We start from the raw sequence: 14,509 nt of genomic DNA, 5'->3' as shown, positions 1-14,509 counted from the left end.
GTCGCGCACTTCGGCACCTCGCTCTCGTGGGGCAGGACCGGGGCCGGCGTCAGGATCACAGGTCCGGCCCGCCTGCCGTGCCGCCCTCACAGAATCTCCCCGTACCCTGACCATGACAATCGGTGAAGGTGACGTGGAAGGACCGGCCCCTGCGGTGAGCGAGAATCAGAATCTGCTCGCGGAGCAGCGTCGTGCCCTGATCCTCGAGGAGGTCAGACGGCGCGGCGGGGTCCGGGTCAATGAGCTCACGCGGAAGCTCAGTGTCTCGGACATGACGATCCGCCGGGACCTGGACGCGCTGGCGCGCCAGGGAGCGATCGAGAAGGTGCACGGCGGTGCGGTGCCGGTGATGGAGCCGAGTACGCACGAGCCGGGTTTCGAAGCCAAGTCGGGCCTGGAACTGAGCGCCAAGGACGACATCGCGCGGGCGGCGGCCGCACTGATCGTACCGGGCTCGGCGATCGCGCTGTCCGGTGGGACCACGACGTACGCGCTGGCCCGGCATCTCCTCGAGGTACCGGACCTGACGGTGGTGACGAACTCGGTACGGGTCGCCGATGTGTTCCATTCGGTGGAACGCGGAGGCGGCGGGCAGCGGCCGGGGGCCGCCACGGTGGTGCTCACCGGTGGTGTGCGCACTCCGTCGGACTCGCTGGTCGGCCCGGTCGCGGACCAGGCGATCCGTTCGCTCCACTTCGATGTGCTGTTCCTCGGGGTGCACGGCATATCGGCCGAGGCAGGACTCTCCACCCCGAATCTCGCGGAGGCGGAGACCAACCGGCGGATGGTGCGGTCGGCCCGCCGGGTGGTCGTGGTGGCGGACCACACCAAGTGGGGGACGGTGGGGCTGAGTTCCTTCGCGACGCTGGACGAGGTCGACACATTCGTCACGGACTCGGGTCTGTCCGCCGAGGCGCGTGCGGAGATCGCCGAGCATGTGCCCGGCCTGGTGGTGGCGGAAAAACGGAAAGGCCCCGCAGACAACTGACGGTCCGGCGGTTATGGTGTGCGGATCCCGCGCCCGCACACCGCCAGGAGGTACGGCCGATGGCTCACCGACTCCGTTCCGTGGCGCTCGACTTCGTCGAGTCGGCGCCGCTGCGCCTCGTCTTCGCCGTGGAGGTCTCCGCCGACGCCGGGGCGGTGTACGAAGCATTGGTCGACGACGTCGAGACCTGGCCCGCGTGGTGGAGCGCAGTGACCCGGATCCGCCCGTACCCGGACGGCTCGGGCCGCGAGGTCTGGCTCAGGGGCGGTGCCCGCTCCCGGGAGACGATCATGGCCAGGGAGCCCGCGGAACGGTACGCCTACCGGGTCGATGTGACCAATGTGCCGGGTACGCACGCCTTGCTGGAGGAGTGGCGGCTGAGGTCCACCGGCACCGGCACCCGGGTGCAGTGGACCCTCGCCGCGGCCGGCACGGCCCCGTTCCTGTTCACGGCGCGGCTCGGCCGGGCGGCTCTCGGCCGGTCCTTCCGCGACGGCGTGCGAAAGCTCGACCGCCGGCTGGGCGGGTGACTGCGCCGGCCGGGCGTCCGTCAGTCCTGCCAGATCCCCGTGGCGAGGAAATGGTCGATCGCCTCGGTGTACGGAGCGATGTCCAGACCCTGTTCGGCGAGCCAGTCGTCGGAGTAGTACTTGTCGAGGTAGCGGTCGCCCGGGTCGCAGAGCAGGGTGACCACACTGCCCTTGCGCCCCTCGGCCACCATCTCCGCGACGATCTTCAGCGAGCTCCACAGCCCGGTACCGGTGGAACCGCCCGCCTTGCGGCCGATGGCCGCCTCCAGCGCGCGCACGGCGGCGACACTGGCCGCGTCCGGGACCTTCATCATGCGGTCTATGGCGCCGGGTAGGAAGCTGGGCTCCATCCGGGGCCGTCCGATGCCCTCGATACGGGAGCCGCAGTCGCTGGTGGCGTACGGGTTGTGGGTGGTCCAGCCCTCGAAGAAGCAGGAGTTCTCGGGGTCGGGGACGCAGACCCGGGTGTCGTACTGCATGTAGTGGACGTAGCGCGCAACGGTCGCCGAGGTGCCGCCGGTGCCGGCCGTGGCGACGATCCAGGCGGGTTCCGGGTAGCGCTCCAGCTTCAGCTGCTGATAGATCGATTCGGCGATGTTGTTGTTGCCGCGCCAGTCGGTGGCCCGCTCGGCGTAGGTGAACTGGTCCATGTAATGGCCACCGGTCCGGTCGGCGAGGGCGGCGGACTCCTCGTACAACTTCCGGGAGTCGTCCACGAAGTGACACTGCCCGCCGTGGAACTCGATCAGCCTGCACTTCTCGGGGCTGGTGGTGCGCGGCATCACCGCGATGAACGGCACCCCGATCAGCTTCGCGAAGTACGCCTCGGAGACCGCGGTCGATCCACTGGACGCCTCGATGACCGGCTTGCCCGGCCGGATCCAGCCGTTGCACAGGCCGTACAGGAAGAGCGAGCGCGCCAGACGGTGCTTGAGACTGCCGGTCGGATGGGTGGACTCGTCCTTCAGGTACAGGTCGATGCCCCATTGCTCGGGAAGCGGGAAACGCAGCAGATGGGTGTCGGCCGATCGGTTGGCGTCGGCCTGCACCTTGCGCACGGCCTCCTTGAGCCAGGCCCGGTACTCCGGGTCGCTGCGATCCACGTCGACAGTGGCCGTCGCCGAGCTGTCGCGTACCTGTCCGGTGGTACCCATCCGAGCCTCTCCTCGTGATTCCGGCTTCACTCCCCCACCACCCACCATAAGCCTCCCACCTGCACAAACGTTCGCTTTGATCTTCCATAGCCCAGCCTTCTCGCCTCGCGCACTGGTGCGGGCGGCGCTGGTTGTGCAGACTTCCCACCAGAAGACCCGGCGCGAAGGGGGCGGAATCGCAATGAAGGAGCCGGAATTCAGTGCCACGGGTGTACGCATCGACCGGTGGTCCCGTTCGCTCACCAAGGCAGGGCAGATCCGCATCAAGGACGGCAGGCTGTCCCTGCTGACCAGTGGCGGTCAGGAGATCGACAGTGCCCCGCTGGACTCGGTCAGCGCGGGCAGGCGCTGGTTCGCCGGGGACGACAGCACGGTGGCCACCGTCAACGGCCACCGGTACCGGCTGACCATGGGCCAGCGGGGCGGCAGCCCGCGCCGCGCCGAGGAGACGGCCGGACGCTTCCTGGAGACCATACGCAGGGCGCACGGCCCCGCACGCCCGCCCACGTGACGGCAGGTCGACAGGGCGCAAGTTGCGGACAGGCAAGCCCTGAGCCACATTGGTCTCACATCACTGAGGGTTCACCGGCGGTTACGCTGAGATCCAGGTCCGCCGGGGCCAGTCCATACAGCAGCGAGCCACTGCTGGATCCGATCCTTCGTCTTCTTCCGGACCTCATTCGGGGAGTCGCAGCCGTGATCAGCCAGCCGAGCGGGCACTGCACGGTGGAGCTCCAGGCCCTGCCGTCGCGGATCGGTCAAGTCCGCAGAATCGTATCGGCGCAGTTGCGCTACTGGCATCTCGATCCACTGATCGAGCAAGCCACCCTGGGCGTCACCGAGTTGCTCACCAACGTGCATCTGCACGCCCAGCCGGACAAGATCTGCACCGTCGACATCGAGCTGCTGCTCGACCAGCTCACGGTGTCCGTCCACGACCACGACCCACGCGTGCCCGACGTACCAGACTCCGAGCCCCTGTCCACCTCGGGCCGTGGCCTCACGCTCGTCGCCGCGCTCAGCGACAGCTGGGGCGTACGACCGCGCGACGAGGGCAAGACCGTGTGGTTCGCCCTGCGCGCCCCGTCGCCGCTGACGTCGCGGCCCTCCCGCCCGCTGTACGGGGCGGTCGCCGAAGGCCCGTTCGCCGAGGTCGAGGAACCCGCCCGGGCGCGCAGGCTCGCCGCGCGGTCGGCCGTGGTGCGCTGACCGGGCGGCAACCGGGCGACGGGCCCGCCCGGCGCCCGAACGGCAAACGCCGAGGGCATGAGCGTGGTCATGGCGCACCGTCCGTGATGTGGCGGCCGAACTGCTCGTCGAGGACGGACAGCCGATGCCAGCACTCGTCCTCGTCGTGAACACCGACGACCACGGCCGCCCAGATCACCGGGAGGTCCACGGGCCCGGCCCGCCGGTGTCACCGGCGGGCCGGGGCGGAATCCCAGTGCCGCGACCGGCAACGTTTGCCCGTCAAGGAGCGGCGTCCGGTGCGTGCAATCGCAAGGCGGAGCATCGCAGCTCGTACTCGGCCGTACTCGCGCGATGCGACAACGCTGGGGGTACCTCCCGTGCCCGAAGGGCTACGGGGGAGAGGTGCCATGCTGGACGTCGTGAGCCGGTGAACCTTTCCGGCCACAGCACTAGCTAGCTCTGGGCGACTACGGCAAGTGGATCGTCCAGCACCGGCTGCCAGGCCAGTTCGGCGGCGCCCACCAGGCTGTTGTGGTCGAGCGTGCAGGCCAGGATGGGCACGCTGCCGCTGCGCCCCCACAGGCTGTGGTCGGCGACAACGGCACGCAGCCGCTCCGGGTCGGCGTCGAGCAGCGCACGGTGAAGTCCGCCGAGGATGATGCGGTCCGGGTTGAGGATGTTGACCAGGCCCGCGAGCCCGAGGCCCAGGCGGTCGATCAGTTCCTCGGCGGCGGCCCGTACGGCCGGGTCGTCGTACTCCGTACGGAGCAGATCGCGGGACTGCTGGAGCAGGGAGACCTCCGGGCCCGGACGGCGCCCCGCCACCGTGAGGAAGGCCAGCGGGTCCGTCTCGACATCGAGGCAGCCCCGGCTTCCGCAGTGGCAGGGGCGCCCCTCCGGGTTGACGGTGAGGTGGCCGACCTCCAGGGCCAGGCCGGAACTGCCGGAATGCAGCCGCCCGTCGAGGACCAGGGCGCCGCCGACGCCCCGGTGACCGGTGGCCACGCAGAGCAGATGGCGGGCGCCGCGCCCGGCCCCGTGCCGGTGCTCGGCCAGGGCGGCGAGGTTGATGTCGTTGCCGGCGAAGGCGGGGACGGGGCCTGTGATGCCCGCGGCCCGGACCCGCTCCGCGAAGATGTCCCGTACGGGCGCACCCGCCCGCCAGGCCAGATGGAGCGGGTTCAGGGCGGTGCCCTCCGGCTCGGCCACGGCGGACGGCACGGCCAGTCCGGCGCCCAGGCAGCGCCTCCCGGTGCCCTTCAGGAGCGTGGCGCCGGCGTCGACCACCGCCTCCAGGACCTGGGCGGGGTCCTCCGAGACGGTCATGCTGCCGGGCGCGGTCGCCACGATCCGCCCGCCGAGGCCGACCAACGCGGCCCGGAAGCCGTCCGTGTGCACCTGGGCGGCGAGCACGACGGGCCCCTTGTCGTTCACGGCGAGCCGGTGCGAGGGACGGCCCTGCGAGCCTGCGGCCGAGCCGGGCCGGGAGTCGACCTGGATGAGGCCGAGCGCCTCCAGCTCGGCAGCGACCGCGCCCGCGGTGGCGCGCGTGACACCGAGTTCCGCGGTGAGAACGGCACGGGTGGGGGCGCGGCCCGTGTGGACCAGTTCGAGCGCGGGGCCGAGTGCGCTCCGGCCCCTCTCCAGTCTCGTCCGGGTGGTCGTCTCCTTGCCGTTCATGGGTGCGAGTCTTCCATGTTCCGGTCACCGCGCGGGCTCAGCGGACCGCCGCGGCCAGGTGCGCCAGTACCACGTCCGTCACAGGGCCGGCCGTCTCCGGCGTGATCATGTGCCCCATGCCGGGGATCATCACCAGCCGGGCCCCGGCGATCGCTTCGGCGATGAGCCGACCGTGCCCCGGCTTGACGGGCTCGCACGTGCCCTCGACGACGAGCGTCGGTGCCGTCACCTTCTCCAGTGCGCCGGTCGGCTCGAACTCCATGTCCGCCATCGCCGCCCGCTGGTGGTTCGCCGTGGAGCGCGGGTCACGGGCCCGGTCGTACACCCGCTCCTCGAGGCGCCTCTGGGCGTCCTCGTCGAACGGCAGAACGTCACCGTGGAGCACCCGCGCCATCTCGATCCCGAAGTCGATCATCTCGGCACGGGTGACCGGTGGCGGGTCCACGGCCATCTTCCGGAGCATCTCCAGGAACGCCGGGAGCGGTTCCGGCAGGCTGCCCTCGGGCTGTGGCTCCCCCAGCATCGCCCGTACGATCACCTGGCCCTCGCGGTCACCGAGTGGGGAGGAGCCGATCACGGTGAGCGACCGCACCCGCTCGGGGTGCTCGTCGGCGATCCACTGGGCGAGCAGGCCGCCCGCCGAGTGGCCGACGACATGGGCACGCTCGATGCCGAGGGCGTCGAGCAGTCCCACGGCGTCGTCCTTGAGGGCCGCCCAGGTGTACGGGTAGGTGTCGAAGTCCAAGGCCGTGGAGCGGCCGGTGTCCCGGTGGTCGTACCGGATCACCCGGTGGCCCGCGGCCGCGATCCGTCCCACGAGTTTGTCGGGCCACAGCACGCCCTGGCTCATCGAGCCCGGTATGAGGAACACCGCCGGGTGGGACGGATCACCGAACTCCTCCGCCCACAGTTCGACGCCGCCGACCTCGATCAGCTGTCCTTCAGCAGTCAACCCTGCCTCTTTCTCCGCGTGTTGTCCGGGCCGTTGTCGTCCCGGTGAGAAGAACTCTGCCGGGCGGGGCCACTGGTGCCATCCGTGGAACCACTGGTGGCCCATGGGTGGCCGGCCACTGGCCGCCACGGGCAACTACCGGAACAGCCGGGCGAGATCCGTACGCGAGGAGATACCGAGCTTCGGATAGACCTTGTACAGGTGGTACTCGACGGTGCGCGGGCTGAGGAACAGCCGTGCCGCCACATCCCTGTTGGAGGCGCCCTCGGCGACCAGCCGGGCGATCCGCAGCTCCTGCGGGGTGAGTTCGCCGAGTGCCGCCGGCTCGGCGCGGACCGCGGCCTCACCGGCCGCCCGCAGCTCGCCTTCGGCGCGGCTCTCCCACGAGGCGGCGCCGAGCCGTCGGAAGGTCTCCGCGGCGAGCCGCAGATGCGGGCGGGCGTCCGTGGCCCGGCGGTCCCGGCGCAGCCGCTCACCGAGGAGCAGCGCGGTGCGGGCGCGGTCGTACTCGGCCCCCGCGTCGCCGGCGAGCAGCGCGATCGCCTCCTCGAGCTTCGGCACGGCGGACTCGTCGTCCGTGACCAGGGCCCGGCAGCGGGCGAGCAGCGCCCGTGCGCGCGGGGACGCAGCATGGGCCGACCACTGCTCCAGGAACGCCACGGCCGTACGGGCCTCCTCGTGCTCCCCGGCGGCCACCGCGGCCTCGACCCGGTCGGCGGTGGAACCCCAGACGGCGACCGGGTGCCCGGCGCCGGGGCCTGCCTGGGTGAGGGCGGTGAACCGTTCATGGGCCTGCTCGAACCGGCCGAGACCGAGGTCGAGCAGTCCCAGCGCGTAGGAGGCGACACCGACGCGCAGCCCGAGCCGGTGCGGGATGGCGACGGCCAGGGCCTGCTGGGCGTACGAGCGGCAGTCGTCCTCGTGGCCGCGCAGGGCGGCGCAGACCGCCAGGTTCGCCAGATGCGCGGCGGCGGAGTTGGTGACACCGGTTTCCCGGGCCAGGGCCAGGCCCTCCTCGGAGAGCGCGGCGCTGAGCGCGAACCGGCTGTTCATACGTTCGGCTGTGGCCGAGGTCTCCAGAACGACCGGCAGCGTCCCCGCCATCCCGGACACTCTGGCCACCCGCCCCGCCCGGGCGCCGAACCCGGCCGCGGTGTCGGTCTCGCCCAGAAGGCTTGCCGCTGTGGCAGCCCACAGCAGGGTCGCGGCGTCGGGCTCGTCCTCCCGCACCGCCGCGAGGGCCCGGCGCAGCAGGGGGACGCCACCTCCGGCATCCCCGCCCAGCAGGGCCCCGGCCCCGGCCAGGACATCGCGCAGGAACACCTCGGACAGTGTCTCGGCGCGTCGGCCGATCCGTACGAAAGCGTCGAGGTCACCGACGCAGAACGCGGCCTCGGCGGCGTCGCCCAGCAGCCCGAGGCCCCTGGCTCCGGCATCCAGGGCCTGGTCGGCCGCGGCCAGGAGGACACGCAGGGCCTCCGCCGCATCTCCCGAAATGAGTTCGAACCGGCCCCGCAGACCGCCGAGTTCGGCGAGCAGGCCTGGTTCGCGGGCCACCTCGCGGGCCTTGGCCAGTGCGCTCTGCGCCTGGCCGGGTCGGCCACTGAGCCATGCCGCGGCCGCCGCGTCCGTCAGCCGACGGGCCCGTGTGCCCTCGTCGGGTGTCAGCCGGGCGGACCACTGCAGGGCTTCGGCGGCGCTCGCGTAGCCTCCCCGTTCGCGGTCCCGGTGGGCCGCCGCCGCCAGTTCCGCGGCGATGCTCTCGTCCGGGCCGAGCGCGGCGGCGCCCCGGTGCCTGGCCTGCCGGTCGGTGTCCCCGGCCGCCGCAAGGGCCTCGGCCAGTGCGGTGTGAGCCGCGCGGCGCTCCGGGGGGCTCGCAGCCTCGTGCACGGCGGCGCGGATCAGCGGGTGCCGGAACCTGACCTGCGCCGGGTCGGCCACCACAAGACCGGCCGCCTCGGCGGCGTCCAGGGCCCCCGGTGGTACACCGAGCCGTCCGGCCGCGTCGAAGATCACTCCGGGCTCGCCCCGGCCTTCGAGGGCGGCGGCAAGGAGGACGAGGCGGGTGTCGTCGGGGAGCTGTTCGATCTGTTCGCCGTAGACGGCGTGGCTGCCGTCACCGAGCGGCAGGGGGTCCGGCAACGCCGCACGCCCGATCAGCTGATCTTCCGTCAGAAGCATGGCGGTCTCGTGCAGGGCGAGCGGATTGCCGCCGGTGGCGGCGGTGATCCGGGCGACGACGTCCGGCGCCGGCGATACCGCCACCCGGGCGGCAAGCACCTGGGCCGCGCCTTCCGCGTCCAGCCCCGCCGGCCGCAGGTCCGGCATTCCGCGCAGGGCGTGGCGTGCTTCCGCGGTCTCCCGGGTGGCGACGATCAGCCCGACCCGGTCCGCGCCGAGACGGCGGGCGGCGAACAGCAGGGCGTCGGCGGAGGCCCGGTCGACCCACTGGAAGTCGTCGACGACGCAGAGCAGCCCTTGTGACCCCGCGGCCTCCGCGAGCAGGGACAGCACCCCGGCGGAGACGAGGAACCGGTCCTGGGCTCCGGTGGCCGCGGCCAGTCCGAGGGCGCCACGCACGGCCTCCCGCTGAACCTCGGGCAGCCCGTCGGCGAACTCCACTACGGGCAGGAGGAGTTGATGCAGAGCGGCGAAGGCCATTCCGGCCTCGGGCTCGGCACCGACGACCCGGAGCACGCGGGCCGGACCGGCTGCCCGGGTGGCATACCGCAGCAGGGCCGACTTCCCGGCCCCGGGTTCGCCGCGCAGGACGAGGACTCCGCCGTCTCCGGCCCGAAGCCGCGCCAGGAACGCATCGATCGCCTCGCACTCGGTGGCTCGCCCCACCAGCAGGTCCGTCGTCATGGCCGCCGACTGTACCGCCCATGATCAACGCCGCGGCCCGTGACCTCGGGGCCCGTCGCGCACGGATGATCTACGGCACGGCGTTGTAGCGCTCCAAGCAGCGGGCGAACTGGTCGAGTTCGTCGTCGCCCCAGTCCGTGAAGCGGACTGCGAAGGCCTTGCGGCGGCGCTCCGCCGCGTCGCTCACGGCACGCAGTCCGGCGGCCGACGGGCGCAGGGTCTGGCCCCGGTGATCGTCGGCGGCGGTTTCCCTGACCAGGAGACCGCGGCGCTCCAAGTCGGCGACCTGGCGGCTCACCGTGGACTTGTCGAGCCGGAAGTGGGTGGCGAGCTCGCTGCCACGGCAGCCGCCGCGCTGGGCGAGCAGGTCCAGGATGCTGAAGGCCACCAGGGACAGTTCGGGGTGCATCTCGGCGGACTTGCTGCGGGCGCGCCGGGAGAACGCGGTGAGCTCGCGCTGGATGATGCCGATCGCCTCGTCGCGGGTGGTGTGGGGGTTGTCCACAGTCATGGTTGTATAGTACATCGATATGGTTGCATCTACCAACCAACTCGTGCACTCGCACCGGACCTGATCTGAACGAAGGCCCCCCGAACATGACCACCTCACACGGCACCCCGCCTGCCGCCCACGGCAGCACCCACCGCGCACCGGGCCTGCAGCACTCCCTCCGGCACATCGCCGTCCATCTGCTGACCCCGCTGCTGATGTGCCTCGGCATGGCCCTGGCCTACCAGGGGGCGTTCCACAAGCCCGAGCCCCATCACCTCGAGGTCGCGGTCGTCGGCACCACTCCGCAGGCGCGGATCCTCGCCCAGACCGTCAAGGACAAGGCGGGCGACGCGCTGGACGTGACCGCGCTGCCGACGCGTGACGCGGCCGAGGAGCAGCTGCGCGACCGGCAGCTGGTCGGCGCGTTCGTCCCGGACGCCACCGCGCCGGAGCTGATCGTGGCCAAGGCCAACTCCGACACCTCCGCCATGGCCGCGGAGGCGGTCTTCCAGACCGTCACCGCCAAGCAGGGCGTCCCGCTCACGGTGACCGACATCGCCCCGACAGACAGCGGGGACCCGACCGGCCAGGGGCTGTTCTTCCTGCTCGTGGCGCTGAGCATCGGCTCGTACGGCAGCGTCGCGGTCATCGGAACCGCGGGGGCCTCGGTGCGCATGCCGGTCCGCGCCGCGATCGGACTGGTCACCTCGCTCGCCGTCAGCATCATCGGCATCGTGACAGCTGGTCCGCTCTTCCACATCGTGGATCACGACTACGCCGCCGTATGGGCGATGGGCTGGCTCTACTCGGCAGGCATCATCGCGATCGGCGTCGGCCTGCACACATTCCTCAAGCGCTGGACGACACTGACACTGATGGTGCTGTTCGTGATGCTGAACTTCACCAGCTCCGGCGGCATCTACCGCCCGGAACTGCAGAACGGCTTCTTCGGCGCCCTGCATGCCTTCTGGAACGGTGCCGGCTTCCTCGAAGGCACCCGCAGCGTGCTGTACTTCGACGGCGGGGCGGGCTTGGCGGGCCATCTGCTGACGCTGACCCTGTGGTTCGCGGCCGGCCTCGTCCTGCTGACGATCGCGGGCGCCTACGAGCGACGGCAGCGCATCGCGACGCACACCCCCGTCGCCCGCCCCGTCGAGGCCCGCACCGAGGCCGAGGAGGAGATGGAGGAGGCCGTCGGTGTCTGACAGGGCCGCGTTCCCGCGCTCGCGGCTGCGGGCTCGCGAACGGCCGCACGACCCCTCGCACGGACATCCGAATCCTCAACTCCTCTGATATCACAGGCGACAGACGTGCCCGGCCGACCCCCTATGGTGGGCGCCATGGCCTCACCCGATCCGATCCGTATCGTCTCCCGTTCCTCACCGATGGCCCTGGCCCAGGCGGAGCGTGTCCGTACCGAACTCGCCGCGCTCCACCCCGGGATCACCACCGAAGTCGTCCCCGTCACCACCTCCGGCGACCGCTGGCTCGGTGACCTGTCCAAGCTCGGCGGCAAGGGCGCGTTCACCAAGGAAGTCGACGCCGCCCTTCTCGCCGGTGACGCGGACCTGGCCGTGCACTGCGTCAAGGACATCCCCGCGGACCGGCCGCTCCCGGCCGGCACCGCCTTCGTCGCCTTCCTCAAACGCGACGACATCCGAGACGCCCTCGTTCACCCGGACGGGCTCACCCTGGACGAGCTGCCCCCAGGGACCCGGATCGGCACCTCATCCGTACGCCGAGTCGCTCAACTGGCCGCCTCCCACCCGCACCTGAAGTGCGTACCGATGCGCGGTAACGCCAACCGCCGGCTGGAGAAACTCGCCGCGGGCGACGCGGACGCCCTGCTGCTCGCCACCTCCGGACTCCAACGCATCGGCCGTGGCGACGTGATCACCGAGATCCTCTCGGTCGAGACGATGTGCCCGCCCATCGGAGCGGGCATCCTGGCCCTGCAGTGCCGCGAGGACGACACTGCCACCATCGACACGGTGTCCGCCCTCGGTGACCGGAACGCCTGGCGCGAAGCCACCGCCGAGCGAATGCTCCTCCATGTCCTCCAGGGCCACTGCAACTCCCCCATCGCCGGTTACGCCCGCTCCGAACGCAACGGCGATCTGTCACTGCGCGCCTGTGTCTTCAGCCCGGACGGCAAGACGGTCCTCAACGCCCATGAGTGGGCCGGCCCGCTGGACCCGGCAACACTCGGCACCTCCGTCGCGGTGGCGCTGCTGCGGCAGGGAGCACGCGAACTGATCGACAGCATCGCGCGGTCGACCACCCGCCATTGAGGCGACGCATGTGCACAACGGTCAGAGGAGGTGCCCGCTGGCGAGGTACGGTGCCGGGACCGGCATGCCACGGACGGCGATGTACCCCTCTTGGCCGATGTCGAGACGGGCGGCCAGGCCGACGTCGATCGCCCACTCATTGGGGGTGGTGATGCAGTTGACCAAGGTTCTTCCTTGTGACACGGCCAGGGCTTCCCACAACAGCTTCTGTGCGGTCTCCGGGTGCGCGGCAGCCAGCAGCGACGCCCGCCCGTGATCGTCGAGGTAGACGTATCCGGGCCTCGCCCTGTCCCGGGACACGACAAGCCGCAGGGTGCCGAGCATGTAGCCGTGGTCGGGGCCGTGGCCCGCGACACGCAGATCCTGGTCCAGGCGGTCCATCCACTCGAAGTCGTCCGCCCGGCCCTCCTGGAGGCCGTCGACCATGGGGAGCGTGGACCGGTCGACGGTGCCGATCATCCGCATCTGCGGGTGGAGGGAGAAACCCGCCAGCCGGTACCGACGGGTGGCGCCTGGGTGGACACTGGAGGAGAAGATGCCGGGGCGACCCCCGGCATGAGCGAGAGCGGCGTCCATCAGGCGCTTGCCGATGCCCAGTCTCCGATGGCTCGGCAGCACACCGTAGGTCGCGAGGAACCACAGACGTCCGCGGTTCTGCGAGATGGCGAATCCGACTACTTCGCCGACGCCCGCATCGTCCCGCACTGCGACCCAGCACCCTCCCGGGTCGAGGTTCAGGAAGAAGCGCATCCGGTCGATCCACTGCTTCGAGGCGACTGCCGAACGCGGCTCGATCTCCGGATCGCTGACTCGCCTGGTACTCCGCTCCGCCTCGAAGAACGTCACCGCCGAGGCCCGTTCCGCCGACGCGAGATCGCCCTCGCACATCGGCCTGACCTGCACAGGATCCATCGTTTCAGCGTAGGGATCAGCCAGGCCCGGTTGCATCCCGTTTTCTGCGGGGGTGACGTCCAACGGACGGAGGGGCTTACCCGTTCAGTCGGGACCGACGCCTGTGCGTGACCGGCCCGGTCAGCGGCGACTCCGCGGATGGTTCCGCGCGATGCGTTCGTTGCCGTGTTTGTACGCTCCGGTCCAACGGGCCATCACCAGCTGCGCGTCGCCGGACTCCACCTCCGCGAGGAACTGCTCGGCGCGGCCGCCACGCAGTGTCCCGGCGTTGCGGCTGAGGTGGGTGATGACGACGGTGCCGTCCGCACGGCGCGTGTAGCTGAATCCTTGAGGTCGTGGCATGAACGGGATGCTAGGCCCGGCGAACCGGCTGCCGGTACCGGATTTCACCTGGTTCTGGCGAGGATGCCCCGGCGTTCACGCCGGCCGTCTTCGATGCCCCCGTCTGCACTCCCTGCCCGCCGGGCGTGACGAAGATTGCCGCTTCTGCGTATTACCTGCATGCACCGCTAGCCTGTCGGCGTGAATCGCACTCAGCGCGCCGCCGGCGCGGTCATCGGCTCGGCGGTGGGTGACGCGCTGGGCGCGCCCTTCGAGTTCGGTCCCGCGGGGGCGTTCTCCGCGCGGTTCCCGGTGGCCGATCCGGGGCGCGAGATGTGCGGAGGCGGTGGCTGGGACCCGGGCGAGGCCACGGACGACACGCAGATGGCGGTTCTGGTCGCCGAGTCGCTGCTGGAGTGCGGCGGGCTGGATCTGCCGGACGTGTTCGCCCGCTTCCAACGATGGGCCACGTCCGAGCCAAAGGACATCGGACTGCAGACCGAGGACGTCCTGACCAACGGCATGCCCTGGGACCTGGCCGCCGCGGTCCACTTCCAGGTCAACCGATATGCGGCGGGCAACGGCGCCTTGATGCGGGCTTCCACTCCTGCGGTCCGCTTCGCGCGCGACGGCCGAGAAGCCACCATGGACGCGGCCCGCCGCATCGCCGCCCTCACCCACGGCGACCGCGCCGCCTGGGAAGGCACCGCGATCTTCCACGAGCTGGTGCGCGTCGCGCTGGAGGGGGCCGATCCCCTCACCGCCATCCCGGGCGCACTCGCCCTCGTCCACCCCGATCACCGCAGGCGGTACGCCACTGTCCTCGCCGCCGATTGGCACCCGGACCGGGCCACCGAGTTCAACGGGGCCGTCTGGCCATGTCTGGGCTCCGCCGTCTGGGCGCTGCGTACCACCACCTCCTACGAGGACGCGATACGCGCCGCGGTCGATCTCGGCGGCGACACGGACACCGTCGCCGCGGTCACGGGCGGCCTCGCGGGCGCGTACTACGGGCTGGACGCGATCCCCACACGCTGGGCCGACTCCCTGCACGTACCGCTCCCGGGCTTCAGTGGGCGCGTCCTGACGCTGCCCCAGCTGCTCGACCTCGCACACCGGCTCGCGGTCTGAC

General features: G+C 71.3%; 14 protein-coding genes. 7 read left to right on the top strand and 7 right to left on the bottom strand.

What is annotated here, in order from left to right; all coding sequences use genetic code 11:
- Nucleotides 1-154: 154 nt before the first annotated feature.
- Together ABD858_RS30125 and ABD858_RS30120 are read left to right on the top strand one after the other, a co-directional pair.
- The gene (locus ABD858_RS30125) at nucleotides 155-988 is read left to right on the top strand and encodes a DeoR/GlpR family DNA-binding transcription regulator (RefSeq protein ID WP_345043435.1); all 834 of its coding nucleotides are present in this window, start codon (nucleotides 155-157) and stop codon (nucleotides 986-988) included.
- A gap of 59 nt (nucleotides 989-1,047) precedes the next feature.
- Nucleotides 1,048-1,518, top strand: coding sequence for an SRPBCC family protein (locus ABD858_RS30120; protein WP_345043432.1), 471 nt, complete (start codon nucleotides 1,048-1,050; stop codon nucleotides 1,516-1,518).
- Between the two features lie 20 nt (nucleotides 1,519-1,538).
- On the opposite strand, the gene cds1 is transcribed toward ABD858_RS30120, so the two are convergent.
- Complete coding sequence (gene cds1, locus ABD858_RS30115) at nucleotides 1,539-2,672, bottom strand: L-cysteine desulfhydrase Cds1 (RefSeq protein WP_345043430.1); 1,134 nt, start codon at nucleotides 2,670-2,672, stop codon at nucleotides 1,539-1,541.
- Between the two features lie 181 nt (nucleotides 2,673-2,853).
- Between cds1 and ABD858_RS30110 the strand changes: the two genes are divergently transcribed.
- Both ABD858_RS30110 and ABD858_RS30105 read left to right on the top strand, forming a co-directional pair.
- A complete protein-coding gene (locus ABD858_RS30110; RefSeq protein WP_345043427.1) occupies nucleotides 2,854-3,183 on the top strand; it encodes a hypothetical protein in 330 nt (109 codons plus the stop codon).
- Between the two features lie 185 nt (nucleotides 3,184-3,368).
- Nucleotides 3,369-3,881: an ATP-binding protein gene (locus ABD858_RS30105; RefSeq protein ID WP_345043425.1), complete on the top strand. Its 513-nt coding sequence runs from the start codon at nucleotides 3,369-3,371 to the stop codon at nucleotides 3,879-3,881.
- Nucleotides 3,882-4,316: 435 nt separating this feature from the next.
- Here the strand turns inward: ABD858_RS30105 and ABD858_RS30100 are convergent, their stop codons facing one another.
- The 4 genes from ABD858_RS30100 to ABD858_RS30085 all read right to left on the bottom strand — a co-directional run bounded on the left by ABD858_RS30100 (nucleotide 4,317) and on the right by ABD858_RS30085 (nucleotide 9,871).
- A complete protein-coding gene (locus tag ABD858_RS30100) occupies nucleotides 4,317-5,543 on the bottom strand; it encodes an ROK family protein (RefSeq protein WP_345043423.1) in 1,227 nt (408 codons plus the stop codon).
- 37 nt (nucleotides 5,544-5,580) lie between these two features.
- Nucleotides 5,581-6,495 (bottom strand): alpha/beta fold hydrolase, encoded by a 915-nt coding sequence (locus ABD858_RS30095; RefSeq protein WP_345043422.1) that lies wholly within the window; start codon nucleotides 6,493-6,495, stop codon nucleotides 5,581-5,583.
- A gap of 135 nt (nucleotides 6,496-6,630) precedes the next feature.
- A complete protein-coding gene (locus ABD858_RS30090; RefSeq protein WP_345043419.1) occupies nucleotides 6,631-9,360 on the bottom strand; it encodes a helix-turn-helix transcriptional regulator in 2,730 nt (909 codons plus the stop codon).
- Nucleotides 9,361-9,430: 70 nt separating this feature from the next.
- A complete protein-coding gene (locus tag ABD858_RS30085; protein WP_345043417.1) occupies nucleotides 9,431-9,871 on the bottom strand; it encodes a MarR family winged helix-turn-helix transcriptional regulator in 441 nt (146 codons plus the stop codon).
- Between the two features lie 86 nt (nucleotides 9,872-9,957).
- On the opposite strand from ABD858_RS30085, the gene ABD858_RS30080 reads away from it, so the two are divergent.
- Both ABD858_RS30080 and hemC read left to right on the top strand, forming a co-directional pair.
- Complete coding sequence (locus ABD858_RS30080) at nucleotides 9,958-11,058, top strand: ABC transporter permease (protein ID WP_345043414.1); 1,101 nt, start codon at nucleotides 9,958-9,960, stop codon at nucleotides 11,056-11,058.
- A gap of 135 nt (nucleotides 11,059-11,193) precedes the next feature.
- Entirely contained in the window at nucleotides 11,194-12,144 is a 951-nt protein-coding gene (hemC, locus tag ABD858_RS30075; protein WP_345043412.1) for a hydroxymethylbilane synthase, read from the top strand.
- Between the two features lie 21 nt (nucleotides 12,145-12,165).
- Here hemC and ABD858_RS30070 read toward each other — a convergent pair whose 3' ends face one another.
- Nucleotides 12,166-13,056, bottom strand: a complete 891-nt coding sequence (locus ABD858_RS30070) for a GNAT family N-acetyltransferase (RefSeq protein WP_345043410.1) — start codon at nucleotides 13,054-13,056, stop codon at nucleotides 12,166-12,168.
- Nucleotides 13,057-13,176: 120 nt separating this feature from the next.
- Complete coding sequence (locus tag ABD858_RS30065; protein ID WP_345043407.1) at nucleotides 13,177-13,398, bottom strand: hypothetical protein; 222 nt, start codon at nucleotides 13,396-13,398, stop codon at nucleotides 13,177-13,179.
- 180 nt (nucleotides 13,399-13,578) lie between these two features.
- On the opposite strand from ABD858_RS30065, the gene ABD858_RS30060 reads away from it, so the two are divergent.
- A complete protein-coding gene (locus ABD858_RS30060; RefSeq protein ID WP_345043405.1) occupies nucleotides 13,579-14,508 on the top strand; it encodes an ADP-ribosylglycohydrolase family protein in 930 nt (309 codons plus the stop codon).
- Nucleotide 14,509 lies beyond the last annotated feature (1 nt).

Source organism: Streptomyces sannanensis (genome assembly GCF_039536205.1).
In the GTDB taxonomy this organism is placed as follows: Bacteria; Actinomycetota; Actinomycetes; order Streptomycetales; family Streptomycetaceae; genus Streptomyces; species Streptomyces sannanensis.
The sequence above is the reverse complement of the archived record's forward strand: the minus strand, read 5'-3'. Positions and strand labels throughout refer to the sequence as shown.